The organism is Nitrospirota bacterium (genome assembly GCA_023229435.1).
In the GTDB taxonomy this organism is placed as follows: Bacteria; Nitrospirota; UBA9217; order UBA9217; family UBA9217; genus JALNZF01.
This window is the reverse complement of the sequence record JALNZF010000009.1, coordinates 1-26,560: the sequence shown is the minus strand read 5'-3', so window position 1 is coordinate 26,560 and position 26,560 is coordinate 1. Positions and strand designations below refer to the sequence as shown.

Here is a 26,560-nt window from a genome sequence, read left to right as displayed (position 1 = left end):
ATCCGTGCAATAATAGCAAAAAACCACGCTCAGTTCCAGTAGAATCTGGGGGCGTTCCTTCCGGCCTCAAGGGTCATGAGACGTCCTTTTTCTTCGCGAGGATGTCCGCGATCTCTTCCGCGGTATAAAGCCTGCCCTTGCCGGCACCGGGACACCAGGAAGCCACTTCCTTCTCCCACACCACGCTGTTCATGTTTTCGGGCCAGAAAGGCCAGGTGCGGCACTGCCAGGGACGGGCTTCATAGACCCGGCAACGGTTATCCTGAAGAAACGGGCAGTCCTTGCCGGTATAGTTCAACTCATAGAGCCCGTCCACCTTGCGGGCGAACGCGGCGGTGAACTCGGTTGTGGGCATGTTGAAATGAGCTGCCAGGCGCTTCCGGTCACTGAACGACAGATAGACGTAACCGTACTTGCCGCGCGTTACACAGCACTTGCCTTCTCCCTGGCATTCGAAACGAATGCCTTCCCTGTAAAAATATTTTCCCTTGATCATAGCTGATCCGGTTCAATGGTGGAGATCAGTGAATATGAATTAAGCTGATCCCGATGGTGCTCAGCCTTTTCCAGCGGCTCTACCGTGCAAAGCGCTATGCCGTTCTGATGCGCCTCCAGCATGATCCGTTCGCACACCCCCTGCTCGAATTTAAAAACCCGAGCCAGAGCCTTTATCACGTGCTCCATGGTGTTGTGGTCGTCATTATGAAGCAGCACCTTGTACAACGGGATGTGAAGCGTGTACTGTTCAGCACGTGTTCCTGGTTGTGATAAAGGCAATATTTTTGACATGTCCATCAAACAGGTAACGGGGACTGAAGGATCAACCGTTTGTTAAGGGGTTCGGTTCTTTGATGCGGGGATTATAACATAAAACTATTGCGATAGTAAGTGCGAAAGGAAGCCGGTGTCAAGCCAGATCGATCAGCATGGTTTTCAACGTATGGGCAGAGAGACGCCAGGTTAGCGCGCAATTCCCGCACGGAAAGCCTTCTCGTGATTACTGAATACCTTCCGGAAATGGAACCCGTAGATCGCAAGGGTTATGGCGAGGGGAAAGAGCCTGGGTCTTCTGAAAAGGGACCAGAAGAACAGCTTCCAGTATTGGTACCGTTCCCTGCCGATAATGCCGAGACGCACCGCGGACTTGAACCCTGCCATGACATAATTAAACCTGAGATTTCCACTGCGAATCCGCGCAGGATGGTGTCCCTGCAAGAATGTTTTTACCCGCGCGTAATAGTGTTTCGGTGAATAGATCGTTTTCAGGATCGAGTTATATCCCGAGAGGAGCGCGTCGGTGCTCATCTTCGGGATGAAATTGATCGAGAAGTCCGTATTGTCGCCGGTCAGAGACTTCACGAGTCTCCCCTCCTGCTTCATGCGCTGATAGAGTTTTGTGCCATGGGGCGCGTTTAAAAGACCCACCATCGCGGTCACGATCCCGCTTTCCTGAATGAACTCGATCAAACGATCGAAGATCATTGCCGGGTCCTTGTCAAACCCCACGATAAATCCCGCCTGGACCTCCATTCCGGCCTGCTGGATCTTCCTGACACAGGCGACGAGGTCACGATTCCGGTTCTGGAGCTTGCTGCACTCGGCGAGGCTCTCGTCATTCGGCGATTCAATGCCGATAAAGACCTGATCAAACCCGGCCCTGACCATAAGCTTCATCAGTTCTTCGTCGTCCGCAAGATTGATCGATGCCTCCGTATAGAGCGTAAAGGGATATTTTCTTTTTTCCATCCAGGCGATGATGGCGGGAAGAACGTCCTTCTTGAGCTTTCCCTTATTCCCGATGAAATTGTCGTCCACAATGAAGACGCTTCCCCTCCATCCCCGGGTATAGATGGAATTCAGCTCCGCGAGGACCTGAGACGTGTCCTTGGTCCGCGGCACACGGCCGTAGAGCACGGTAATATTGCAAAAATCGCAGTCAAAGGGACAGCCCCGCGAATACTGGATGTTCATGGACGCGTATCTTTTATTGTCCAGGAGGTCGAACCGCGGTACCGGAGTGGCAGCAAGGTCTGCCCAGAGGGGGGACGTATATATATGGCGTGCCCGCCCTTCCTTCAGGTCCGCGAGAAAGAGCGGCAGCGTGATCTCTGCTTCGTTCAGAACAAGATGGTCAACGTCGCTGAACTCTTCGGGCACAGATGTGAACAGAGGCCCGCCGGCGATCATTTTAACGTCGAGGGACTTGCACCTGCGAATGACCGACTCAGTCGACTCCCGCTGGATGGACATGGCGCTGAGAAAAACATAATCAGCCCAGAGAAGGTCAGCGTCCGAAAGGTTCTTCACGTTTTTATCAACGAGGCGGACCTCCCAGTCAGCAGGCAGCATTGCTGCAACGGTCAGCAGCCCCAAAGGAGGAAGGCTCGCATTTTTAGAAATGAACTTCAAGGCGTACTTGAAACTCCAGAACGTTATCGGGTATTTGGGATAAACGAGCAGTATTTTCATATGTTCTCCTTGGATTCACATGAAACAGCGCATGCATAATTCAAAAGGATTAGATAAATTACTAATATATCACCATCATTATACTACATTCTCTGATGTCATGAATAGACTCTGCGATAATCTCTCGGAACGACAAATAAATTCGCTTCACATTCCTGAGATTTCCTGTATAATAAAACCATGGAACATAACAGAAATTCAGAGCGACAGCCGGTCACGGTAAAGCGGGACCTTGCCATGAACGTTATCAAGTTCAAACAGCTTGACCGGACAGATCATCATGGTCATATCGTGGATATAAGCAGGAATGGCGTAGGCATCGAATCGAATACGCCCATGGAACCCGGCTTAGTCTGGTTCAGGGAACGGATCTGGGGTCAACACGGCGGTGTGCTGCTTTGGAGCAAACAGGTGGGGACTCAGTATCGTTCAGGCATTCGATTTGCTTCCCTGCCCGATGATGCGACAATTGGTTTTCATGATCAGTCTGCGCAATCGGTTTTTCGCGAACCGCTCAAGGACCTGGAACCGCTCGTCGCGATGCAGCTTGGATCCATAAAACGGGATCCCGTTTCCGGCAGCGAATCAAAGTGGGCCGCGTCGTAAAGACGTCAATAAATTCTGCCAGCGGCTGTTTCACCTTCCCCACCTCACCTATTCACCTCGCTCAAAAAATATGCCGGCTCTTTCCCGTACTTCGTCCACACTCGCGCTGGTCTGGACCCGTGATGCCAGGAGGTGGCCGAACTTATAGTTTCGGGCGAAATAATGGGTGAACTCTTTGAGCCTGCCCAGCCGGTATTCAGGCCGATAAAGCTCGATAAGGTGGTCGATAAAGCTGTTATAGACCATCGGCAGCGATACGGCCGACTGAGCAAGTGTGCAGCCGTACACTTCCCGGGCGATCTCGGCAAAAAGCCAGGGTTGTATCACCGCACCGCGGCCGAGCATCAGACCGTCGGCGCCGGAAATACGAAGACAATTTTCCGCATCCTGGACCGTAAAGATCCCGCCATTGGCAATGACCGGGATCGAGAGCCGTCCTTTTACCCTGGCGACCCACTCCCATCGCGGAGTTCTGGCAAAGGACTCTTTCTTGAGCCGGGCATGAACCGAGAGCATATCAATGCCTTCGTCTTCGAGCATGGCGCAGAAGTCCAATAATTTCTGTTCGTCCAGCTCGATGCCGAGCCGGATCTTTGCCGTGAGGGGAAGCGTGGTGCGTTTCCGCGCCTCGGCTACCATGCAACGGACATCCCGGGGCAGTTCCATCAACTGGATACCCGCGCCGAATTTGCCGACCGCAGATGCCGGACAACCCATGTTCAGATCTATGGCATCCGCCTTCAGTTTATGAAGGACCTCAATGGCTGGAGCAACCTCCTGCTCCGTGGAGATCAGGAGTTGATAGGAAAGAGGTTTTTCCAGAGCAGTCCTGATAATGTACGGAGAGAACCGCGAACTTTCCGTGGGCAGCCTTCTTGCCGCAAGCATTTCCGTTGATAACAGGCCGACCCCGCCAAAGCCGCAACAGATCTGCCGGAAAGCGCTGTGCGTGATACCTGCCATGGGTGCCAGGAGCAAAGGCGGATCTATCTGAAGATCTCGAACTTGTATTTTTCGGACACGTGTTTTCATACGTAGTGATGTCACGTTGAGACAGGCTGTCGAAGAACACCTTATCCCGTCATCCTGAACCCTTCACTTTGTCATTCTGAAGGAGCGAAGCAACTGAAGAATCTCTCGTTCAGGGTAAACTCCGTGAAGGATCTCTCATCTGTCCGGGAAAACGAGATTCTTCGCTGCGCTCAGTATACCTTGATGACTGCCAAGATGATATTAAGTAATGCTTAATGACTCCAAAAGAGGCAACGCTGCTCAATAGGTGAGCATAAGCCGCATCTATGAAAATCCATAAGCACGATTTTTCCTGTAGTTATCCAATGGCATGCTTATTGTATATTTTCATAGTACATAAAGGAGGTGTGCCATGAAGATGATAATAACACAGAGGACAGCACAGGATGATTACCATGCCCAGTTGATCGCACAGGGTATGGAAAACGCCGGGGCCGATATTTTTACGATCACCAATGACGCGGGCGGGTATATCAGGGTCTATTGCAAGCATTCCAAGGCGATCAGCACGGACACTATCGACCGGGAGATCAGCGCCGAAGTCGCAGCGAATGCAATGTACTACGAGGCAGCCTAACAGGAACTGAATACGCACGGACTTATTGCCTGCCGGCAGCGGCGAGCGCAGGGTGCTCCTGATGCACTTCTGCCGCAGGCATCATGAGTCCGTCGAATCAGCTGTCATCGGTACTCGGTACCCCATCCCCCGAGTACCGCAATCATTTCCCCGTGATAAAAAATCTTACGATCCTGCCTAAAAGAGTTATCCCGAGGAGAATGCCGGTAACGATTGCGAGGAAGAGGGCGAGAGCAAGGGTCAACTTGAAGACCAGAAAAAAGAGAGGGAACAAAACCACGCATAGTAGTATCGTCAGGCAACCGGTGGCAAAATCTTTCTTCTCCAGCATGAGGATGGTCCTCCCGTTGTTCCCTTTTCAGATAACCGCACAGGCGTGCTAGTGCTCAAACAATGCAATTAACGAAACGCAAAGCGCGATACATGACACAATGATCGCTCCAATGCAAAGCGCCGCGGTGCGCCTGAACCTCGATTCGGCGAGTGCCGCCCCTTGCTCAAGAGCAACTATTGTCTTTTGTAACTGCTCGGCCAGTTCCTTAATGTGCACCGCGTTTTGTGAGGCAGCAGATTGCAGCTCGGTAATCTGCTGCTGCAGGAGCTGTGCTTGCGCAGCCGCCGCCTCATCGCTTTTTCGCGTGGTAAAGACCGGTATCGCCGCTGTAACGATCGAGCCGAGGTAAGGCAGGATTACTTTTACTGCGGGAAGTAGCCATGCTGCCATAGATCCTCCTTGATAATGAGTTACGGGACCGACTTCCTTCGTCGCGCTACTCCCTCATCCGAACTCTTAGCTCAACCCCCATCTGGTTCTTCAAAAGCGTTGTCAGCGAGGACATGTCTGAGGGCAACGGTTATGAAAAAGAGCGTTGTGTTATGTATGAAGAGGCGATGTTTATGGTTGCTCATTGATCGGCATGGCGCCATGAAAGTAATAAAAAAGCTGTTGAAAGGCACGATGCCTTTCAACAGCCCATCATGATTTATCCCTCAGCGGCCTGATCCTAAGCCTGTCCTGCCGAGCCGAGCACTTCCTTGTTCTTATGGATGATCATCTTGATAAGCTCGTCGCGTGCCGGGCCGAGGTATTTTCTCGGATCGAACTCCGAGGGCTTTTCAGCCAGGGTCTTCCGGATCATGGCCGTCATCGCGAGGCGGCCGTCACTGTCGATGTTGACCTTGCATACGGCGCTCCGCGCCGCCTTCCTGAGTTGTTCTTCGGGGATGCCGACAGCATCCTTCAGGGCGCCGCCGTTCTTATTGATGATCTCGACATAATCAGGGATGACCGACGACGCACCGTGCAGCACGATGGGGAAGCCTGGGATCCGCTTCTCGATCTCCTCGAGAATGTCGAACCTGAGCGGCGGCGGGACCAGCACCCCGCGCGAATCGCGTGTGCACTGCTCGGGTTTGAACTTCATGGCGCCGTGGGATGTGCCGATCGAGATGGCCAGGGAATCGACATTCGTCTTCTTCACAAAGTCCTCAACCTGCTCGGGCTTCGTGTAGGTGGACTTCTCCGCGGATACCGCGTCCTCAATGCCCGCAAGTTGACCCAGTTCCCCTTCTACTACGACATTGTTGGCGTGGCAATATTCAACCACCTGTCTGGTCAATTTCACGTTGTCATCGTATGAATGATGGGACCCGTCGATCATGATAGATGAAAAACCCGTATCAACGCAGGATTTGCAAAGCTCGAAGGTGTCGCCGTGGTCAAGGTGGAGGGCGAATTTCACCGGTGAATTGGCGTCCTTGATCATCCCGACCGCGCCCATGGCCAGGAAACGCAGGAGGGTCTGGTTCGCGTACTTCCGCGCGCCGCTCGAGACCTGCAGGATGAACGGCGATTTCGATTCAACACAACCCATGACGATGGCCTGGAGCTGCTCCATGTTGTTGAAATTATACGCCGGGATCGCGTACTTGCCTTTCATTGCCTTTGCGAACATCTCCGTGGTCGTGACCAGACCGATATCCTTGTATGATACCTTCTCCATGATATTCTTTTCCTCCTGTTGTCAGAATTGAGATGCGATCTCGACTTATCTTATCACAAGTTCCGTGCAAACTTCAAGTGCCCATCGAAAATCTGTCACGTCTTAACCACAGAGGTTAACAAGGAATGCTCGCGTTCTTAAAAAAACAGTAAGCATTTGGCGCTGTAAGTATTTCTCTGCGGTTGATTGCCTTAGAGGGCTGTTGAAAAAGTCTTTTTGTGGTTCGACAGGCTCACCACGAACGGATAAATACGAATAAATTCAATACACGCTCCGTTCGCCCTGAGTCCTGAGCTTGCCGAAGGGTCGAAGGGTAAACTAAGTATTTTTCAACAACCTGTTAGAGGGCATTGATACCTCTGTTGATCTCTTCAATGATAAATTGCCGGATCAGCGACTGGTCCTGCGATGCGATGCTGGTGTATTGAAGGCCCATGCCGGGTTCTTTATAAGGCCCCTCTTCGAATTTGTGGCTGTAAAGGACCACGGCCTCGAGCTTGATGATGCGGTCCTTTATCCTGATCTGCACGTTGATTGTTGATGAAGGTTGATAGGGCTTGAGCGTACGGATGAACATGCCCTTTTCGGACAGGACCGAGACGAACTCGCCTTCACCGGTGTCAAGCTGGACGTCGTTCACGGACACCGGCAGGTGCGTGGGGATGCGGATGCTCTTGCGAGGCGTGGACTCGATGGCTGCCTGGACCGCGCGATAAAGGTCTTCGGCATGGACCGGATTGCGGATGCAGGCGAAAGCCCCTGCCTGAAGGCAGCGTCGTTCTTTATCCGGCGTGTGATTTGAAGTCTTGACGATGACCGGAAGATTTACCGTAAGCTGATCCTGTTTAAGCCTCTTGATCAGTTCGAGTCCGTTCATGTCCGCGAGGGCCATTTCGGCGATAATAAGGGCGGGAACAGAGACTACCGACAGTTCAATGGCTTCCTCCCCTGTCTTGGCAGTACAGATATGGTAGTCAAACCGCTGAAGGAGCATGGAGACATAGATCAGATCATTGGCGTCGCTGTCCACCACGAGAAGAAAGCGGCTGTTGCGGCCTGCGATATTGGATAAGCTGGATTTTGTCAAGTACCCTGCCTGACCGACGGTTCCAATGTCCGCCATGAAGAGATTATTACAATATATTTAAAAGAATTATGGTCTTTTTGTTGTCTTTTGTCAACCCCAGGCAGAAATGTCGTATTAACCACAGAGGGCGCTGAGGAGTGCTCTCGGTTAGAAAAAACAATATTAATGATTTCTCTGAGATCACTCTGGTTAATCTTTGACATTACGCCCTCTGCCCTGCACGTGGCAAATGAAGATAACGCGGTATTAAGCGATTTCCCACTAATGCCGATAGTATCAGGCAATACTACCCCTCTCGTATCAGGTTCCCGCATTCCCAACGGTCGTTTCCTCCACTGGATGGTATTTCATTAACAAAAACTTGACAATGAACGTTTAATATCCGATAATAAGTCACAATTAAATTGTGATCATCACATCTGCCGCGTCATCATGAGCGGCATATGTGTTTTTGGTCATCAAGGGAACGCTAAGGAGCAGGATTTGCCGGCTGAATATCTCGAATTTGAAAAACCGATCGCTGAACTGGAGAAAAAGATCGAGGAACTGACGCTCTTCACGTCAAACGGGAACATCGACCTCGAAGAGGAGATCCTTAAGCTCCAGAAGAAATCCGATCAACTGCTGGCCGAGATCTATTCGCGCCTGTCGCCATGGCAGAAGGTCCAGATTTCGCGCCATGCGAACCGCCCGTATACCCTTGACTACATTGAGGCCATGCTCGCCGATTTCACGGAGATGCACGGTGACCGCGCCTTTGCCGACGATCCGGCCATCGTCTGCGGCATGGCAAAACTGGACGGGATGCCGGTCGTGATCATCGGCCACCAGAAAGGCAGGACCCTCAAGGAACGGGTGCACCGCAACTTCGGACAGCCGAATCCAGAGGGCTATCGCAAGTCATTGCGCCTGATGCGTTTCGCGGAGAAGTTTAATAAGCCTGTCATCACGTTCATCGATACCCAGGGCGCCTATCCGGGCATCGGCGCGGAAGAACGGGGCCAGGGCGAGTCCATCGCCCGCAGTCTCGCTGTCATGTCCCGGCTCAAGGTGCCCATTGTCGCGGTGGTGATCGGCGAGGGCGGGAGCGGAGGAGCGCTCGCCCTTGGAGTTGCCGACCGCGTGCTCATGCTTGAGCATGCAACCTACTCGGTCATCTCCCCGGAAGGATGTGCCGCCATCCTCTGGAACAACGGCGCCAAGGCGAGCGAGGCCGCCGAACTGCTCAAGATCACGGCGCAGGACCTCTTCCATATGCAGGTGATCGATGAAGTGGTGGAGGAGCCGATCGGCGGGGCGCACCGCGACGCGCGAAGGGCCGCGGAATTGCTCAAGGAAGCTGTTACGAGGAACCTGGCGGAGATCAGGAATACGCCGTCGGACGAGCTTGTGAAGCGAAGATATGAGAAGTTCAGAAAATTAGGGATGTACGATCAACTATAACAGCGCCATCGGTGATGTCAGCTGATGTCTTTCTTTAACCGTTCAATGGAACTCCCGGCCCCGTTCAGGGCGACCTGGAAATCGGCGTAAACCGATAGAAGAAGCACCAAACAATACTCATCCTCGATCGGGACCACCAGTTCCTTCCCCTTGTCCAGCGAGAAAAATACCGCGTGCACCTTTCCAAACTTCATTCGTTTGCTGATGTCCTTGATCAGATCAAGATGGATCTCTTTCCATGCTCCGATCATTTGCACGTCGAAATCGCGATCTCCTGATTGTGCAATGGTCTCACCATCTCCATCCAGAAAGATCGCCGCCCGGACCCCGTTTTCCACCGCTACCAGGTCGTCCAGTATTCGCTTGATCAAGCATTCCTCCTGAGATACAGGATCTCCGGGATCGCGATGATCATTCCCCGATGGCTGGTCCGGGCGTGTTCATTCACGCGGATCAACCGAACAGCCGGAAAAATACAAAGCTCACTCCTATTCCGAGCAGTGCACCGGCGATCACCTCGATGGGCCGGTGAATGCCCGACGACAACCTGCTCCAGCTCACCATAACGGCAAGCAGGAAGGTCAGGAGGATGATCGGGAAAGAGCTCGTCAGGAACAATGCCGCGGTCCATATGGAAAAGGACACCGCGGCATGGCCGCTCGGCATTCCGCCCCGGAGCGGTTCACCCTTGCCGATAATTGCCTTTAGGAAAATGACCAGAATGATAACGACGGCAAGCGCAACGAAAGCAACAACGTCTTCCGGCGCCTTGCGTATTTGCCAGTGCCCCGCCGTGACCGCTTCTTTGAACGCTGGATACAGAATAAGATATCCGAGTATCAAGGACCCGATGGAGGCAACGAGCACCACACCGGCTGCTACGTCCTTGGCATTTTTCGCCAAGGGATGAAATTCCTCGGAGATCATATCCACGATCGCCTCGATGGCGGTGTTCAGCATCTCGGTGGCCAGGACAAGCACAATTGCCATGCTCAGCAGGATGAATTCGTAGCGGGAAATGTTCAGGATCAGGCCCAGGATGAGCGCCGCCAGCGCCGCGACGAGATGGTAGCGCATATGCCGCTGGGTTTTGACGGCATAAATGACCCCTTCGATCGCAATATTGACGCGCTGCACCCAGTTTTTCGGCTTCATGCGCGAAGTCTCTTCAGGAGCTGCCGTTCCTTCCGTTCCATGCGAAGGGTTTCCGTGAGCCCTTGCTCATGATCGTAGCCGAGCAAATGGACCAAGCCATGAACGAGCAGTCGTTCGAGTTCAAAGCTCAGAGAATGCCCCGCTGCACTCGCCTGTCGCGCCGCGATCGGAACGGAGATCACGATATCGCCGAGCAGGTCAGGCTGAATATGGAGAAACCGCCCTTCGCGCAACGGGAACGAAAGAACGTCCGTGGACATGTCCCTGCCGCGCCATGCGTGATTGAGCGTGCGCATGGCCCGGTCGCCGATGAACAGGACGCTCAACTCGGCGTCAGGAAGACCGAGGCTCCGCAGCACCTTCCCGAGCCTTGTCCCGAAAACCGCTGTTGGCAGCCTTCTTTTCCTCAGTTTGTTTGTTATCATGATGTTCACTGTGTTTCGTTTCTCCGCTGAAATCCATGCCGGGATAGTCGATACGGTGATGAAAGATGCCGGTCAGGACAAGATTAAAGCTCCTGGATATGACCCGAAGGTCCTTGAGCGTAAGGTCGCACATACTCAACTGGTCGTCAAGGAAGAAACGGGTGATGACGCTGCTGGTGAGCATCTGGATACGGTCGGGTGTCGGGTTGTCGAGCGTCCGTGATGCCGCTTCGACGGAGTCGGACAGCATGACGATGGCGGCAACTTTCGTCCTGGGACGGGGCCCGGGATAGCGGTAGTCCTCCTCGGCGATATTCGTGAAGGGCTGAAGCTCTTTTGCCTTCTGATAGAAATAGGTGATCAGCGAGGTGCCGTGGTGCTGCTGAATGATGTCGATGATCGGCGATGGGATTCGGTGTGCGCGGGCGACCTCCACTCCTTCCTTGACGTGGGAAGCGATGATCAGGCTGCTCATGGAAGGCATGAGGCGGTCGTGCTTGTTCTCCGTGGGCCGCTGGTTCTCGATAAAATACTCGGCTTTGTGCACTTTCCCGACGTCATGGTAGTAGGCGCCTACCCGCGCAAGGATGGCGTTCTCACCGATGGCTTCGGCGGCGGCCTCGGCCAGGTTCCCGATAAGGATGCTGTGGTGGTAGGTCCCGGGGCTCTTGTACACGAGCTCTTTGAGCAGCGGCTGGTTTGGATCAAGGAACTCCAGCAGCTTGATGTCCGTGGCGATGTCGAACACCGTTTCAAAGAACGGCAGGATCGCCGAGACGATCGTGGATACGGCGATGGCGCAGACTATGCCTGCCGCGAGATCATAGGCCCCGCGGTTCCAGAGCTCTCCCCGGTACAGGTCGATGCCGATAATGGCTATCACGTTGACGAGTGCCGTCCACGCCCCCGCATTCAGCAGGGCCGTCCGCTTCTTGCAGCGGATCACGCTGAGCGCCGCAACGATGCTGCCGAGGAAATAATAGACCGGAATGAAGGGCTCGCCCGGAAACAGGATGCCGAGCAGGATGCTGACGATGAACGAGAAGCCCAGGGCGAGATGAAAATCGAGCAGCAGGCTCGTCAGCATGGCTCCCGAGGCCACGGGAAGCACGAAACCGATCGTCATGACATCGAGATGGAGTTTGTCCGCCAGGAGCAACAGAACGTATTTCCCCGACCACGACAGGATGATCGTCATGAGCAGAAGGCAGGCCAGCAGCACGATCTTTTTCCAGTCTGCGATGAGCGCGGGCCGGTACCGCTTGATGTCCCGGTAGAACAGGTAGAGGATGGCCAGGATGAGGATGCACATGCCGAGGTATGCATGGAACCGGTTGCCGACGCCTTGCCGGCGGGCGATCTCCTGGAGGACCCGCTCCGCGCTTTCCGTTACCGGACGTCCTGATCCGACGATCAATTCTCCCTTGTTCACTTTGATCGCAAGTGTCTGGTCAGGCCCCGGGTATTCGAAATACAGGGTATAGGGAGCGACGATATCGCGGTCGGCGATCTCGCCCAGTTCCAGCAGAGGTATCCGGGGGAGCAGTACAAAGGCAAGAATGACGGCCGTCACCAGGGCGACGGCCAACAGAGAGGTCCGGATGGATAACGAGATCCCTGCGGGGGCCTCGTCATGGTCGTGTTCCTGGTCCTGGGATTTGGCCAGGAGTCTCGCCGCTGATTTATCGTTGCCGGTCATCCCCTGCCTCATGACGCTCGTATGCCTTGATGATCTGCTGCACCAGCTTGTGGCGGACCACGTCTTTATTCGTAAAATACACGAACCGTATATCTTCGATACCCTCGAGGATATTCTGCACCTCGATGAGACCCGAACCCCTGCCGCTCGGGAGGTCGACCTGGGTGATATCGCCGGTGATGACGGTTTTCGAGTTGAATCCGAGCCGGGTAAGGAACATCTTCATCTGTTCAGAGGTGGTGTTCTGTGCCTCATCCAGGATGATGAAGGAGTCGTTCAACGTGCGACCGCGCATGAACGCCAGAGGAGCTATCTCAATGTCCCCGCGCTCGACGAGTTTGTTCGCCTTATCCGACTCGATCATGTCATACAGGGCATCGTACAGCGGACGCAGATAGGGATTGATCTTCTCGTACAGGTCGCCGGGCAGGAACCCGAGCTTCTCACCGGCCTCGACCGCGGGGCGTACCAGGATGATCCTGCTCACCTCCCGCCGCAGGAGCGCGGAAACCGCGGTGGCCATGGCGAGATAGGTTTTACCGGTACCTGCCGGACCGATGCCGAACACGATATCGTATTGCTTGATCGCTTCTATGTATTTTCGCTGGGTTTCGTTCTTGGGAGAAACGGGGCGCTTCCTGCTTGAAACGGGGACCGCGTTCTGAAAAATATCCTTCAAGGATGCGGATGAATTGGAAGAATAGGCGTGGATCGCGTCTCGCACATCATCTTTCTGAAAAATGATGCCTTGTGCAAGCATGTCGGCAAGCTGAGTGATGAGGCGCTCGACTTTTAAGACAGACTTCTCCTCGCCTTCGATCTGGATCCTGTTGCCTCTGGCCTGCAGGACCACTCCATACGTGTTCTCGATCAGTCTCAGATTCTTATCCAGGTCGCCGTAGAGACTTGGCAGTGACTGTTCATTTTCTATGGTCAGATTAACGGCAAAGGTTTTCATGAGATAGCACTAAACCGGTTTCGCGGAACCAGCATGGGGTATATGGTAACATGATGAAATTTCAAAGTCAATTTGACTTTTAATAGTCGATCCCCTTTTGCGCCGGCACGCCGGTATCGTAGGGGTGCTTGAGATCGCGCATTTCGGTTACCAGGTCGGCCGCGGCAATGAGGTCAGGGTGCGCATCACGGCCGGTCAGGATCAAATGAAGTTCAGGCGGTTTGCTCCGGACAAGGTCCAGGACATCCCTGATGTCGACAAGACCGAGTTTTACCGCATTATTGATCTCGTCGAGGACCACGATGTCCCAGGAGGCCGCGTGAACGCGCTGACGCGCCGCGGTGAGCGCTTCAGCGGCCGCTTTTATGTGCTCGTCCAATGGCGTGGTACTGCCGCAACAGTTCACAAATCCCTTGCCCAGAGAAACGAATTCGATCCCGGGCGCAAGCCGTTCGGCTGCCCGCGCCTCACCAATGTCGGACGGGCTTTTGATGAACTGCACAAAGGATACATACATGTTATGGCCGTACGCCCGGAGGGTTATCCCCAGAGCCGCGCTCGACTTCCCTTTACCATTTCCGGTAAAGACGATCACCAGTCCTTTTTGCAAATGTCCGCTCCTTTGTTCACGATCGAGGATATTGAATCATAGCATCTTGCCTGATAAAACTCAAGAGAAGAAGACGCGTCAGAGAGCCTGCCGGCTTGCAAGCTATCAGGCTAGCCGGCTCCAGGTGCACACTTTTTGCTTTTTACCGTATCCGGAGTTATAATGCTACCCATGCAGAAAGGCAGATCGCTCCTCCTCTATTTGTTTCTGATGTTCTTCGCAGCGCTCATCGGCGGGGGGGCCGGATTTATCATCTTTTCGGTTCTGGATCTGCCCGAGGTCAATATCCTCGAACAATACAAACCGAGCATCACCTCCCGCGTCTATTCCGATAACAACAAACTGCTTGCGGAGTTCTTCGTCCAGAACCGTACTCCCGTGGTCTTCGCAGACGTACCCGACATGCTGATCAAGGCGCTTATAGCCACCGAGGACACCAGGTTCTACGGCCATCTGGGGCTTGATCTGCGCGGGATCATCCGGGCCTTGTACCGCAATATCAGGGCCCGGAAGGTGGTTGAGGGCGGCAGTACCCTTACCCAGCAGCTCGCCAAGGTGCTTTTTCTGAAACCCGAACGAAGTTATTCGCGCAAATTCAAGGAAATGATCCTCGCGCTCAGGATCGAGCAGCGTTACACCAAGCAGGAGATCCTCTCGCTCTATCTGAACCAGATATATTTAGGAAGCGGCGCCTACGGCGTCGAAGCCGCGTCCCGGATCTACTTCGGGAAGCACGCCAAAGAGTTGAATATCGCCGAGTGCGCGCTGCTCGCGGGTCTTCCCCGGACACCGAAATACTATTCCCCCTTCAAATCACCGCAGAGCGCCCTGGGAAGACGCGCCTATGTCTTGAACCGTATGGTAGCCACCGGTATTATCTCCCGGGCGCAGGCCGAGGAGGCGAAGAAGGTCCCTTTGCCGATCCAGACAGCGGTCAAAGCAGGCGGAACGGCCCCCTATTTTGTCGAATATGTCCGTCAAAAAGTTGAGGAGCGGTTTGGATCGAGCATCCTCTATTCGGGCGGTCTGAACATTTATACGAGCATCAACGATGAACTCCAGAACTACGCTGAGCAGGCCGTGGCCGCGGGTATTTTGAAGATCGAATCCCGGCATAAACTTCATGTCAGGTCTCCCCTCCAGGCGGCGCTTTTTGCCATAGAGCCAGCGACCGGCCGTATCCGTGCCATGGTTGGCGGACGGGACTACGGGCAAAGTCAGTTCAATCGTACCTTGCAGGCCATGCGGCAACCCGGTTCAGCCTTCAAGCCGGTCATTTATGCGGCGGCCCTTGACCATGGGTTCGGCGCTTCCGATATTCTTGACGATTCACCTCTGACGATCAAGCTGGACCGGAACAAGAACTGGTTGCCTGAGAACTTCTCACGGACCTATCAGGGCGCGGTGACTCTGCGGAAGGCGCTCATCGAGTCTTTGAACGTGCCGACGATCAGACTCCTTGATAAGATCGGCATTGACCAGACTATCCAGTATGCAAGAAAACTCGGCATCAAAAGCACGCTTAACCCCTATTTATCGCTGGCCCTCGGCAGTTCCGACGTGACGCTTGCCGAACTCACCGCCGTGTACGCCGTGTTCGACAATCACGGCATCAGGATGGGACCGATATCCATCCTGTCGATCACCGACAGTACCGGCCGGCTGCTGTATTCGAACGATGCAGTTCCCACGCAGGCCATCAAACCAGAGACAGCATATCTCACCACCGATCTGCTCAAGGGTGTGATCGAGCAGGGAACGGGATGGAAGGCCCGGGAACTTGGCAGGCCGGCAGCCGGGAAAACAGGCACCACGAACGACTATCGCGACGCCTGGTTCATCGGTTATACGCCAAGCCTGGTGACCGGGGTCTGGGTCGGATATGACGACCAGACGAGCATCGGTCACCGGGAAACGGGAGCGCGCACCGCCCTCCCGATCTGGCTCGAATTCATGATAAAAGCGCACGCTGACCGGATCCCCGAAGATTTTATCGCGCCCGAGGGCGTCCTTTTAAGGCAGATCGATCCCCGGACCGGCCTGCTCAGCACGGAAGCCTGCAAACTTTCCGTTCGCGGGGCTTTTCTGCCGGGAACGGAACCGAGACAGTATTGCAATGAGACCGGCGTCTCCACCGATGAACAACTCATCCATGATGAAGCGCCGTAGACGGGACAAAATTACTTTTCTATTGACATTGAAATACCACTTTGTTATATTTGCGCAGTCAAATGGCAGGAAACATTTCGACGTATGCGGGTGTAGCTCAGTTGGTAGAGCGCGACCTTGCCAAGGTTGAGGTCACGGGTTCGAATCCCGCCACCCGCTCCATTTTTTTAGTTCAGAGTTCAGAACACATAATCGACATATGGCGGCGTAGCCAAGTGGCTAAGGCAGAGGTCTGCAAAACCTTCATTCATCGGTTCAAATCCGATCGCCGCCTCCAATTTTTCCGCTTTGCGGAAGAGAAATTTCCAAATATCAAATTCCAAATAACAAATAATTACCAATGACCAAATCTCAATAGCCAAACAGTTTTGAATTTGGAATTTGGTTGTTGGAATTTGTTTGTAATTTGGCGCTTGGAATTTGGAGCTTGCCTTACCATTATGCATCATGCCGATTTCGTCCACCTCCACCTCCACACCGAATACAGCCTTCTTGACGGCGCCAACTCACTCGATGACCTGATCAAAAAAGCCGTTGAACTGCGCATGCCCGCGATCGCGGTCACGGACCATGGCAATCTCTTCGGCGCTCTGGATTTCTATCTCAAGGCCACCAAGGCCGGGATCAAGCCCATCATCGGCTGCGAAATGTATGTGGCGCCGGGGTCGCGGTTTGAAAAGGCGGGCACCGCAGGGCAACACGAAGAAAGTTCCTACCATCTCATTCTCCTGGCCCGGAACAAGGCTGGCTATAAAAACCTCGTCAAGCTCGTGACCGCGGGCTATCTCGAGGGTTTTTACTATAAGCCGCGAATCGACAAGGAAATTCTCAGAAAACACAGTGACGGTCTTATCGGCATGTCGGCATGTCTTTCAGGTGAGATTCCCAAACTCCTGCTTCAGGGGAGATACGACGACGCAAAGAAAACCGCCCTTGAATACCAGAGCATCCTCGGCAGCGAAAACTTCTATTTCGAGATCCAGGACAACGGCATACCCGAACAGGAGCAGGCAAACCGAGAGCTGATCCGGTTGTCAAAGGACACCGGCATCCCGCTCGTGGCAACGAATGATTGCCATTACCTGAACAGGGAGGACCACAAGTCCCACGACGCCCTCCTTTGCATCCAAACCGGAAAGACCGTGAAAGACACGAACCGGATGAAATTCGCCTCCGAGACGTTCTACGTGAAGACGCCTGAGGAGATGAAGCAGTCATTTGCCGATGTGCCCGAAGCGATCTCGAACACGGTGGTCATTGCCGAACGCTGCAACCTGGAAATCGAGTTTGGCAAGTATCACCTCCCCCACTTTCCCGTACCAGAAGGCACGACGCGCGAATCCTACATGGCCGAACTCAGCCGCGCGGGGCTTGAGGCGCGTTTTGTGGAGATTGAGGCAGTCCGCGGCCCCGGCAGCATAGACCGCGCGGCGTATCAAAAGAGACTTGAATTTGAGATCGAGATGCTGGGCAAAATGGGTTTTGCCGGTTATTTTCTGATCGTCTGGGACTTTATCCGGTATGCCAGGGAACAGGGCATACCGGTGGGTCCGGGCCGCGGTTCCGCCGCCGGCAGTCTCGTGGCTTACAGCCTCAGAATAACGGACCTCGATCCCATCCCCTACAACCTGCTGTTCGAGCGGTTCCTGAACCCCGAGCGCATCAGCATGCCGGACATCGACGTTGACTTCTGCATGGACCGGCGCGACGAGGTGTTGAAGTATGTGACCGAAAAGTACGGGCAGGACCATGTTACCCAGATCATCACATACGGCACCATGCTTGCCAAGGGCGTGATCCGTGATGTCGGGAGAGTGCTTGACATCCCCTATGCCGAAGTGGACAAGGTAGCCAAACTCGTGCCGAACACACTCGGGATAACACTGGAAAAGGCCATGGCGCAGGAGCCTAAGCTCAGAGAGCTCAGGAAGGACCCGCGCATTGACGAACTGATCGAAATCGCGCTTCACCTCGAAGGCCAGGTAAGACATGCCTCGAAACACGCCGCGGGAGTCGTGATCTCGCAGGAACCGCTTACGGAGTATCTTCCCCTCTTTAAGACGCCAAAGGACGAGATCATCACTCAGTTCGATATGAAAGGGGTGGAAAAGATCGGTCTCGTCAAATTCGACTTCCTCGGCCTGCGCACGCTTACGGTCATCGACAAGGCCGTCAAGACCATCAACCTGAGGCTCTCCAGTGCCCCTCTGGAGCATGCGGAACGGTTCGACATCTCCCGCATCCCCCTGGATGACGCAAAGACCTATGAGCTCCTGTCGAGGGGAGAGACAGCGGGCATCTTCCAGCTCGAATCCTCGGGCATGCGCGATATTGTCATCAAGATGAAGCCCCAGTGCTTTGAGGATATTATCGCCCTGGTTGCCCTCTACCGGCCGGGACCGCTCGGGAGCGGCATGGTGGACGACTTTATTAAACGGAAAAAAGGCGCCACGAAGATAACCTACGAGCTGCCGGCGCTCGAACCGATCCTCAAAGAGACCTACGGTGTCATCGTCTATCAGGAACAGGTGATGCAGATCGCCCGCACCCTGGCGGGTTATTCCCTCGGCGGAGCGGACCTGCTGCGTCGCTCCATGGGGAAAAAAGACCCCGAGGTCATGGCCAGGGAAAAGGTTCCATTCCTCAAAGGCGCGGAAAAACAGAAGATCAATGCAAAAAAGGCTGAAGCGATCTTCGACCTCATGGCCAAGTTCGCGGAGTACGGATTCAACAAGTCCCACAGCGCGGCCTACGCACTGGTCTCCTACCAGACCGCGTACTTGAAGGCCCACTTTCCCGTTGAGTACATGGCAGCGCTGCTGACGAGCGAAGTCCAGGACACGGACAAGGTGGTGAAATATATCCACGAAGTGCGACAGATGGGCATCACCATCCTGCACCCGGACGTGAACCAGAGCATGTGGGACTTTACGGTGACGGATTCGCATGAGCGCGATGAGGTGGAACCCGGGAGCACGATCGGGTCCATTCGATTCGGTCTGGCTGCGGTCAAGAATGTGGGCCTCTCCGCCATTGAGGCCATTGTCGAAGGGCGACAGGCAAAAGGCCCATTCACATCCCTCGCTGACTTCTGTCAAAAGGTCGACCAGCGCAGGGTGAACCGCCGTGTGATCGAGGCGCTCATCAAGTGCGGTGCCTTTGACTGCACCGGCTCGCGGCGGTCGCAGATGATGGATGGTCTTGATATGCTCATCGACCAGGGCGGTAAACACCAGGAGCAGGAGGCTATCGGACAGTTCAGCATCTTCGATTCCCTGGAAGGGAATAAGGAGATCGCCCTGCCTGAGGTGCCTGAGTGGAAGGAGAACCAGCTTCTTGCCCACGAGAAAGAAAGCCTGGGGTTCTATGTCAGCGGCCATCCCCTTGCGGCTTTCGAGGCGGACATCAAGCGTTACGCCACGGCAAACACGGAGACGCTCGAGAGCGTCCCGGACGGGAAGGAAGTGACCGTCTGCGGGGTCATCGCGGGTCTCAAACCGAAGATGACAAAGAAGAACGAGAAAATGGCGATCCTGAGCTTTGAAGATCTCTTCGGGACCATTGAGGTCATCGTATTCCCCGACCTCTACAGGACCGCGCAGCATATGCTGCTGACCGACACGCCGCTCCTCGTGGCGGGTCAGCTTGACAAGAGCGAACAGGGCAACAAGATCAAGGCCGTGCGCATACATCTTCTTGCGGAGGTGAAGAAAAAAGGCACGACCAGGATGGACATCAAGCTGAACTCCACGGGTCTGACGCAGGACGACCTTCTCAAGATCAAGGACATCCTTCTCCGCTACCAGGGCACCATCCCCGTCTATTTCCGCCTTCATAACCCTGCCCGAAAGGAATCCCTCATTTCCGTGGGCCGCGAGATCCGGGTAAACCCCAATGATCAGCTCATCACCGAGATCGAGTTCGTCCTCGGCGCTGGCGCCGTGTCGTTTGTCTGACCCTCTTGCTATTTGCCGCACGAAATTACTTTTTGCCTTGAAGGTTTTCTTCCACTCGGCTATTATTGTTCTAAGCCCAACAACCGAAATTTCTTTAAGAAGAACCCTTTGACAGGAGGCACCAGATGAACGAGCTTGATAAGTTCTATGATGAAGTCGCCAAGGTCGCCTATAACCTCTTTGAAAAAAGGGGAAAAGTTCATGGACATGATATGTCGGATTGGTTAGAGTCGGAAATAATCGTGAAGAAGAGATATATGATAAAAAATGAATATGACAAACAGGGTGCCAGGTTAAACAACAGAATGAAGGCGGGGAAAAACAATAGATAACGATCCTACAATAAACTATGGATAACAATTTATTAGACGGCTATCCCGTTGTAATTGAAATTCCTGTTGCCTGGGGCGATATGGATTCGTTTCAACATGTGAACAACGTGGTCTATTTCCGTTACTTTGAGAGTGCGCGCATTCGCTATTCCGAGAAACTTGGACTGCACAGGATGAAAGACGAGACCGGCATCGGCCCCATCCTCGGTTCAACGAGCTGCAAGTACAAGCTTCCCCTCACCTATCCTGATATGGTCTCGGTAGGCGCGAAGATCACCAGCATCGAAGAAGACCGGATCTGGATGAAATATGTGATCGTGAGCCACCGTCATCAGAGGATCGCCGCTGAAGGCGACGGTTCAGTTGTGATGTACGATTATCGCGAGGGTAAGAAGGTTGCGGTCCCGGAAGAGATAAAGCTGCGGATCGTTGCCCTGGAAAAGGGATCAAGTTAGGCGCGCGAATGGACTATGCAACTACTCTGGTCAAAACAGTATCCGCACATTACGCGGATTTCATCACGCCTTGGCGTGACGTCAATCTGCGAAATCTGTGGACAAAAAGAGTTGTATCCGGGGTAACGGTCTTTTGGTGATCAGACGGAATGAATAGTTACTGGATTTTTCGTACGCTGTCGGGGACCGAGCTTTTCATCACTGCGATCATGATAAACTAGTTCTAGGAAACAGTTCTCGTGGGAATTTTCAGTTTTTGACCGATACGGAGGAGTTTCCCACGCCTGAGGTTGTTCGCCTCCATGATCTTCTGGATGCTGGTGCGATACCGTATCGCGATCGTCGAAAGGGTTTCTCCCCTTCTCACCCGATGAACGACAAACGTGGATTGGGGCGGTGACCATTTGGGCAGGGTGTCGATATTGGCAAGCAGTGCGTCTTTCATGCCAAAAGGCACCTTGAGATCATATACCGTATTCGGTGTGGCAGCATAACGCAACTCGGCGTTCAGGTCCGCCAGGTCATCAGGTGAGCAACCGATCTTGTCCGATATTTTTGAGAGCTGCAAAGGCTTCTCGATGGCTACGACTTCGTAGGGAATTCGTTTGTCCAGTTCATCGAGGGTGAAGCCGAACTTGGCCGGATCTTTGAGAATCGTGAGGACGGCGAGGAAGCGCGGATAGTATCGGGCTGTCTCGCGCGGAAGCCGCTGATAGAGGTCCCAGAAATTATCAAGGTAGTTGATTCTCTGCTGTCTGATGACCCGGAACACGTTCCCTTCCCCGCAATTGTAAGCAGCGAGGACCGTGGCCCAGTCGCCGAAAACCTGATGGAGTTCCTTAAGGTACGCGATGGCCGCGGCCGTGGATTTTGAGGGATCGAGCCGTTCGTCCACCCATGAGGTGCGTTTGAGACCGAACTTATAGCCTGTTGAGGGGATGAACTGCCAGAGACCGAGGGCGCGAGCCCGGGAGAGGGCCCTTACCTTGAACCCGCTCTCGATCAACGGAAGCCACGTGATCTCCTCGGGAAGGCCTGCTTCATGAAATGCTTTTACCATCTCGTCCCGGTATCTGCCCGAGCGTTTGTACGATTCAAGAAAAAAATCCCTTTCCACGGTCTGAAAAAGTTTTATCTCACGCTCCACATGCTCATTCAGGACAAGGGGTATTTCCTTGTGAAGGCCGTTTACCGAGGTGAGGCGTGATGTATAGATCTCCATGAGCCTCTTGGAGATCACGAAGCGCAGATCATCCTTCTGCTGGGTGTTCTTTCCTTCAGCATCGGTTGGCGCTTTCAGGATGAGTTCGTATGCATGGTCCAGGGCTTCAACAGCTTTCTCGGCCTCTCCCGCCGCCCAGAGCTCTTGCGAGGTTTCGGTAAGTACAAGCGCTGTATCGAGGAGGCTCTCCTCTATCGGAGGCACAGCATTCCCGTTCTTTGTCTCTTCCGGGGATGCATCTTCCCCGTCATCCGCCTCATCATCGTTTTGATCAGATACGGGGTCGGCATGCGCGAGCAGCGCGACATCTTCCCCGTTTCCATTTCCTGGGGATTGCATGCCCTCGACGCGTTGCGCAGCCTTCTCCGATGTTGTGTGTGCGGCACAACCGATCAACAGAAAAGATAATAAAATCGCAGGGTATGACAGACCACAGGTTCTCATATTCATGTGACGGATAGTACCCCATGTTGTATGCAAATGCAATTATATTATTTGATTTTTATTCAGGACATGTTAGACACGAGTGATATGAGCGTTTGGGTGGAACCACGTATATCAGGGACTCCACTGCATCGTGCTTCGAGCAGCCGGTCATTCGGATGGAGGTCGCACCGTATCTTGGCGTCGCAAGGTACTCAGGGCTCGTTAAGGACAAAAAAATCACAATGCTGCCGAGCATGCAGGAAATGGCCGCGGTGCACGCGACGTTCGCCGGGCTATCCATGTTGAACGTTATCGGCAAGAGCAATGTCGGCACATTCTATTGAACGCCATGCTTATCAAGGAGAAGATCGGATTCGGTCCGGATCGGGCCCCGGAACAACCCTTCCCATCACGTACCATGCAATCGTATGCCATGATACGATAGGCAAATTGTCCAAAAAGGTCCAGAGAATATATTCTTGTAATTATGAAGGCGTTGTGACATAATTTGCATGATATTTATCTTCACACGCGGGGTTTTCATGGCAAAGGCAAATATACTTCTGGTTGAAGATAATAAGATCCAGGCATCTGTCATCAGAGAATTTCTGGAGAAGAACGGGTACGAGGTGATGCTGGCGGAAGACGGCATGTCAGCGTTCAAAGCCGCGAAGACCGACCACCCTGATATCATTCTTCTCGACCGCGTCCTTCCTGATATAGAAGGAAGCGATATTTGCAGATGGCTGAAGCTTGACCAGGTTACCCGAGGCATCCCGATCATCATGCTGACCGAAAAAGACTCCATCCCCGACAGGATCGTGGGACTTGAGGCCGGCGCCGACGACTATCTTCCCAAGCCCTTTGATGAGAACGAACTGAATGCCCGCATTTACGCCCAGCTGAGGACAAAGTCACAGCAGGACGAGCTGAAGCAGAAGAACCAGCAGCTTGAGGACATGCTCACGCGTGTGGAGACGCTCGCGGTCAGCGACTCGCTGACAGGGCTATTTAACCGGAGGCGTTTTGAATTTGTTCTCTCGAATGAATTCAAGAGGGCTTCCCGGTACAAAAGTGAACTGAGCTGCCTCATGATCGACATCGACCATTTTAAAAAGGTGAATGATGCTCTCGGCCATCAGGCAGGCGATGCCTTGCTCCGGGAGATTGCCCAGATCATTCAGAGGTGTATCCGCGACGTAGACACCCTTGCACGGTGGGGCGGAGAAGAGTTCGTGGTTCTGGGTCCCAACACGTCCACGGAAAACGCCAAACTTGCCGCCGCCCGAATCCTGAACGCAGTATCCCAGCATGCGTTCACCGATTGTGAAGGGATAAAGGTCACCGTCAGCATCGGTATCGCGGGCTTGCCCAACCCTGCCATAGACACTCAGGAGAAGCTGATCAACGCAGCGGACCTTGCCATGTATGAAGCGAAAAAGAACGGAAGGAACCGCCTGGAAACGGCATCGCTGACGTGATCCTTGCAACCATCATGCCCGTTACACAATGCCCGCGATTTCCATGACATTCCCCCGCCTAAAAGGACCCTTCATCGTCAGTCTTGCAAAAAGGAATGAATACCAGTATAGTGACCGCATTCTATTCTCGCCATCCGGTGGATCATGACCAAGCTTACAGAATACCTGGAACAATTTGCTCTCATAGCGCTTGAAAAACAGGACAAGCTGTCCCTTCTTGTCGGCGAGCACACGTACGGTCTCGATCTCGACGCAGGGAAGATTCACTTCAACGACAACCTCGAGATGTCCTTTCAGGTCCTCGGAACCGAATCGGACAACACGCTGATCTGGCTCTGGGCTTGGGCGGATGAGCAAACGGAGGAGATACCCGTGGACCTGCTCAAGGCATCCCGTGAACTCAGGGACTGGGGCTCGCGAAAGGGCATGCAGGAATTTACGCTCCCCTCCATTGACCTTCACAAGGCGGATGGTCATGTTCTTTCGATGATCTCCTGCGAGCTTTGCAATGCGAGCTGCTTCTTCCAGGATGTATACGAAGGCGGATCAGCATATCTTCTTCTCTTCGATAAAAGGATAGACGCACAACCATCTTTTGACCTGTCGCGTTTATCGCGAACATTCCTGGAACTGCTCTCCCGGCATGAGCTCAGTCACCGGAAGTCACTCCTTTTCTATCTCCGGATAAAAAAACTGCCGCTTGAAGAGACTGCCACCACGATCACGTGTGAACTTGATTCCGGAGAGCGGTTGAGCGCTGAGTTTGATGATGCAGGCCATCTCACTCAGCTCAACGGCGCAGCGATTTCTGTCTGATATCGGGATGGGTGACCATTCCGGAGGGAGTGATACATGAATCTGCTTGAAAATCTCGAAAGAAAATTGCAGCGCTTTGCCGTTCACAATGTGACCATCTACCTCATTCTCGGTCAGGTGCTCTTCTTCGTCTTCGCCCTGTCAGGCAGCCTCGAGCGTGTAGTTCTCGTCCCCGAGCGGGTGCTCATGGGCGAGTGGTGGCGGCTCATCACATTCCTGTTCATCCCTCCTGCGACCAGCCCGATCTTCGCATTTTTTGCGTGGTACATGTTCTATCTCATGGGGAGCGCACTCGAAGGCCACTGGGGGGCATTCCGTTATACCCTTTTTCTTCTTGTCGGCTTTGTCATTACCGTGGCAGTGTCGTTCATCATGCCCCTGTATCCGGCAACGAACGTTTTCATCGGCGGTTCAGTGTTTCTGGCATTCGCCTTCCTGTATCCGGATTTCCAGCTGTATCTCTTCTTTATCCTCCCGGTAAAGATCAAATGGCTGGCATTGCTCACGTGGATCGGATATGCATATGAAGTACTGTTCGGCTCATGGTCGACACGGCTGCTCGTGCTTGCGTCGGTCAGCAACTTCCTTCTGTTCTTTGGAAATGATATTCTGTGGAGAATGAAGACCGGAAAACGGGTCATGGCAAAGCAGGCCAGACAATTTTCGGGGAAAAAAGAAGCGTTCCATATTTGCGCGACCTGCGGCATTACTGATCTCTCTCATCCCCGGATGGAATTTCGTTACTGCCCCGAATGCGGAGGTCTTGGCTACTGCAAGGACCATATTTTGAGCCATGAGCATCAACGTAATTCCGGAAAGATCGCTTAGGGGTCATGTTTCGATGGTTATCATGTCTCGATTAAGGCGATTGTCGAATCGGTGATGATGACTCAATGAAAATTGCACACCATGGTGCGATGGCTTACGAGGAGGGCACAGAACTGCGTAGGGTATCATGGTTGTGCCAAGATACAAAGATTACGATAAATCCATGAAATTATCTTTCGTTTTGTATCAGGCAACACCATAAGAAAAAGCCGTCGACTTCTCTCGACGGCTTGCATTCATTCCTGAAAAACCTGATCAAAGAACTTTATTCTCTGGTGAGTTTACATCCGACCGGATGTAGGCTGGATCTCTTCTCCTCAGCACGCCATCCGGTTGATATCATAGCCGTTGGCTTTGAAGGCGCTCCTGATGTCTTTTCTCTGTTCCTTTGTCATTGTTACAAATAGCTGTTTAACCTTGTCGCCGGAACGTTCTATTGAACAGTTGTATTTATAGAAGGAGTCTTTCATTTCAGGGCTGAGCTGTGTGGTGGCCGCAAGTACTTTTTCGAGATCACCCGACGCGCATAACATATTAAATTTAGCATTCGAACCGCTCCCCAGAAAATAGCCCTTCCCGTCCTTGTAGACCAGGAACGTCGATGTGCAGGCGCTGGTGAACAAAACCATGGCGGCAATACTCAGAGCGAACCAAGTTTTCATTTTCCCTCCTTCTTGGTTTTTGCGTAATGTCAAAATCTCTGCTTTTAATTTTCTAATTTCTTGTACATCTCAATCAGTTACATCGAAAAAGCTTGCCTCCCCCCAGAAAATCAGCTAAAAGTAGTGTTCAGACAGCTTCAAGGGAGAGT

General features: G+C 53.3%; 27 protein-coding genes and 2 tRNA genes. 13 read left to right on the top strand and 16 right to left on the bottom strand.

Features of this window, described 5'->3' with window-relative positions:
* Nucleotides 1-73: 73 nt before the first annotated feature.
* The 3 genes from M0R70_08410 to M0R70_08400 all read right to left on the bottom strand — a co-directional run bounded on the left by M0R70_08410 (nt 74) and on the right by M0R70_08400 (nt 2,469).
* On the bottom strand, nt 74-496 hold the full coding sequence (locus M0R70_08410) for a YkgJ family cysteine cluster protein (protein MCK9419383.1): 423 nt from the start codon (nt 494-496) through the stop codon (nt 74-76).
* Nucleotides 493-789: an ATP-dependent Clp protease adaptor ClpS gene (locus M0R70_08405; GenBank protein MCK9419382.1), complete on the bottom strand. Its 297-nt coding sequence runs from the start codon at nt 787-789 to the stop codon at nt 493-495. Before M0R70_08405 ends, M0R70_08410 begins: the two co-directional genes overlap by 4 nt.
* A 171-nt stretch (nt 790-960) precedes the next feature.
* The gene (locus M0R70_08400) at nt 961-2,469 is read right to left on the bottom strand and encodes a B12-binding domain-containing radical SAM protein (GenBank protein ID MCK9419381.1); all 1,509 of its coding nucleotides are present in this window, start codon (nt 2,467-2,469) and stop codon (nt 961-963) included.
* Nucleotides 2,470-2,649: 180 nt separating this feature from the next.
* Here M0R70_08400 and M0R70_08395 point away from each other — a divergent pair, with 180 nt between their 5' ends.
* Complete coding sequence (locus M0R70_08395; protein ID MCK9419380.1) at nt 2,650-3,075, top strand: PilZ domain-containing protein; 426 nt, start codon at nt 2,650-2,652, stop codon at nt 3,073-3,075.
* A gap of 48 nt (nt 3,076-3,123) precedes the next feature.
* Here M0R70_08395 and M0R70_08390 read toward each other — a convergent pair whose 3' ends face one another.
* Nucleotides 3,124-4,107 carry a tRNA-dihydrouridine synthase family protein gene (locus tag M0R70_08390; GenBank protein MCK9419379.1) on the bottom strand — a complete coding sequence of 328 codons (984 nt, stop codon included), beginning with the start codon at nt 4,105-4,107 and terminating at the stop codon, nt 3,124-3,126.
* A gap of 352 nt (nt 4,108-4,459) precedes the next feature.
* Between M0R70_08390 and M0R70_08385 the strand changes: the two genes are divergently transcribed.
* Nucleotides 4,460-4,684, top strand: coding sequence for a hypothetical protein (locus tag M0R70_08385; GenBank protein MCK9419378.1), 225 nt, complete (start codon nt 4,460-4,462; stop codon nt 4,682-4,684).
* A gap of 142 nt (nt 4,685-4,826) precedes the next feature.
* Here M0R70_08385 and M0R70_08380 read toward each other — a convergent pair whose 3' ends face one another.
* From M0R70_08380 to M0R70_08365, 4 genes are all read right to left on the bottom strand, one after another.
* Nucleotides 4,827-5,015 carry a hypothetical protein gene (locus tag M0R70_08380; protein ID MCK9419377.1) on the bottom strand — a complete coding sequence of 63 codons (189 nt, stop codon included), beginning with the start codon at nt 5,013-5,015 and terminating at the stop codon, nt 4,827-4,829.
* A gap of 48 nt (nt 5,016-5,063) precedes the next feature.
* Nucleotides 5,064-5,408, bottom strand: a complete 345-nt coding sequence (locus tag M0R70_08375; GenBank protein ID MCK9419376.1) for a hypothetical protein — start codon at nt 5,406-5,408, stop codon at nt 5,064-5,066.
* A gap of 280 nt (nt 5,409-5,688) precedes the next feature.
* Complete coding sequence (locus tag M0R70_08370; GenBank protein MCK9419375.1) at nt 5,689-6,687, bottom strand: class II fructose-1,6-bisphosphate aldolase; 999 nt, start codon at nt 6,685-6,687, stop codon at nt 5,689-5,691.
* A gap of 340 nt (nt 6,688-7,027) precedes the next feature.
* Nucleotides 7,028-7,810, bottom strand: coding sequence for a response regulator (locus M0R70_08365; GenBank protein ID MCK9419374.1), 783 nt, complete (start codon nt 7,808-7,810; stop codon nt 7,028-7,030).
* A gap of 447 nt (nt 7,811-8,257) precedes the next feature.
* Between M0R70_08365 and M0R70_08360 the strand changes: the two genes are divergently transcribed.
* A complete protein-coding gene (locus M0R70_08360) occupies nt 8,258-9,217 on the top strand; it encodes an acetyl-CoA carboxylase carboxyltransferase subunit alpha (protein ID MCK9419373.1) in 960 nt (319 codons plus the stop codon).
* 17 nt (nt 9,218-9,234) lie between these two features.
* On the opposite strand, the gene M0R70_08355 is transcribed toward M0R70_08360, so the two are convergent.
* From M0R70_08355 to cobO, 6 genes are all read right to left on the bottom strand, one after another.
* Nucleotides 9,235-9,588, bottom strand: coding sequence for a roadblock/LC7 domain-containing protein (locus M0R70_08355; protein ID MCK9419372.1), 354 nt, complete (start codon nt 9,586-9,588; stop codon nt 9,235-9,237).
* 82 nt (nt 9,589-9,670) lie between these two features.
* The gene (locus M0R70_08350) at nt 9,671-10,372 is read right to left on the bottom strand and encodes a diacylglycerol kinase (GenBank protein ID MCK9419371.1); all 702 of its coding nucleotides are present in this window, start codon (nt 10,370-10,372) and stop codon (nt 9,671-9,673) included.
* On the bottom strand, nt 10,369-10,731 hold the full coding sequence (gene ybeY, locus M0R70_08345; protein MCK9419370.1) for an rRNA maturation RNase YbeY: 363 nt from the start codon (nt 10,729-10,731) through the stop codon (nt 10,369-10,371). The genes M0R70_08350 and ybeY overlap by 4 nt, the downstream gene beginning before the upstream one ends.
* Nucleotides 10,706-12,496 (bottom strand): HDIG domain-containing protein, encoded by a 1,791-nt coding sequence (locus M0R70_08340; protein MCK9419369.1) that lies wholly within the window; start codon nt 12,494-12,496, stop codon nt 10,706-10,708. Before M0R70_08340 ends, ybeY begins: the two co-directional genes overlap by 26 nt.
* Nucleotides 12,480-13,454: a PhoH family protein gene (locus M0R70_08335; GenBank protein ID MCK9419368.1), complete on the bottom strand. Its 975-nt coding sequence runs from the start codon at nt 13,452-13,454 to the stop codon at nt 12,480-12,482. Before M0R70_08335 ends, M0R70_08340 begins: the two co-directional genes overlap by 17 nt.
* A gap of 79 nt (nt 13,455-13,533) precedes the next feature.
* Entirely contained in the window at nt 13,534-14,064 is a 531-nt protein-coding gene (gene cobO / locus M0R70_08330) for a cob(I)yrinic acid a,c-diamide adenosyltransferase (protein ID MCK9419367.1), read from the bottom strand.
* A gap of 171 nt (nt 14,065-14,235) precedes the next feature.
* Between cobO and M0R70_08325 the strand changes: the two genes are divergently transcribed.
* The 6 genes from M0R70_08325 (at nt 14,236) to M0R70_08300 (ending at nt 20,976) form a co-directional block, all read left to right on the top strand.
* Nucleotides 14,236-16,233: a PBP1A family penicillin-binding protein gene (locus tag M0R70_08325; GenBank protein MCK9419366.1), complete on the top strand. Its 1,998-nt coding sequence runs from the start codon at nt 14,236-14,238 to the stop codon at nt 16,231-16,233.
* A gap of 86 nt (nt 16,234-16,319) precedes the next feature.
* Nucleotides 16,320-16,395 (top strand) — tRNA-Gly (locus M0R70_08320).
* A 39-nt stretch (nt 16,396-16,434) separates the two neighbouring features.
* Nucleotides 16,435-16,510, top strand: a tRNA-Cys gene (locus M0R70_08315).
* Nucleotides 16,511-16,673: 163 nt separating this feature from the next.
* The gene (dnaE, locus tag M0R70_08310; GenBank protein MCK9419365.1) at nt 16,674-20,189 is read left to right on the top strand and encodes a DNA polymerase III subunit alpha; all 3,516 of its coding nucleotides are present in this window, start codon (nt 16,674-16,676) and stop codon (nt 20,187-20,189) included.
* A 125-nt stretch (nt 20,190-20,314) separates the two neighbouring features.
* A complete protein-coding gene (locus tag M0R70_08305) occupies nt 20,315-20,521 on the top strand; it encodes a DUF2934 domain-containing protein (protein ID MCK9419364.1) in 207 nt (68 codons plus the stop codon).
* Between the two features lie 80 nt (nt 20,522-20,601).
* Nucleotides 20,602-20,976 carry an acyl-CoA thioesterase gene (locus M0R70_08300; protein MCK9419363.1) on the top strand — a complete coding sequence of 125 codons (375 nt, stop codon included), beginning with the start codon at nt 20,602-20,604 and terminating at the stop codon, nt 20,974-20,976.
* A 223-nt stretch (nt 20,977-21,199) separates the two neighbouring features.
* Here the strand turns inward: M0R70_08300 and M0R70_08295 are convergent, their stop codons facing one another.
* Entirely contained in the window at nt 21,200-22,537 is a 1,338-nt protein-coding gene (locus M0R70_08295) for a transglycosylase SLT domain-containing protein (protein MCK9419362.1), read from the bottom strand.
* A 200-nt stretch (nt 22,538-22,737) separates the two neighbouring features.
* Here M0R70_08295 and M0R70_08290 point away from each other — a divergent pair, with 200 nt between their 5' ends.
* The 4 genes from M0R70_08290 (at nt 22,738) to M0R70_08275 (ending at nt 25,749) form a co-directional block, all read left to right on the top strand.
* Nucleotides 22,738-22,968, top strand: a complete 231-nt coding sequence (locus M0R70_08290) for a hypothetical protein (protein ID MCK9419361.1) — start codon at nt 22,738-22,740, stop codon at nt 22,966-22,968.
* A gap of 198 nt (nt 22,969-23,166) precedes the next feature.
* A complete protein-coding gene (locus M0R70_08285; protein MCK9419360.1) occupies nt 23,167-24,105 on the top strand; it encodes a diguanylate cyclase in 939 nt (312 codons plus the stop codon).
* Between the two features lie 144 nt (nt 24,106-24,249).
* On the top strand, nt 24,250-24,921 hold the full coding sequence (locus M0R70_08280; protein MCK9419359.1) for a hypothetical protein: 672 nt from the start codon (nt 24,250-24,252) through the stop codon (nt 24,919-24,921).
* Nucleotides 24,922-24,957: 36 nt separating this feature from the next.
* A complete protein-coding gene (locus tag M0R70_08275) occupies nt 24,958-25,749 on the top strand; it encodes a hypothetical protein (protein ID MCK9419358.1) in 792 nt (263 codons plus the stop codon).
* Between the two features lie 317 nt (nt 25,750-26,066).
* Here M0R70_08275 and M0R70_08270 read toward each other — a convergent pair whose 3' ends face one another.
* Nucleotides 26,067-26,411, bottom strand: a complete 345-nt coding sequence (locus tag M0R70_08270; GenBank protein MCK9419357.1) for a hypothetical protein — start codon at nt 26,409-26,411, stop codon at nt 26,067-26,069.
* Nucleotides 26,412-26,560 lie beyond the last annotated feature (149 nt).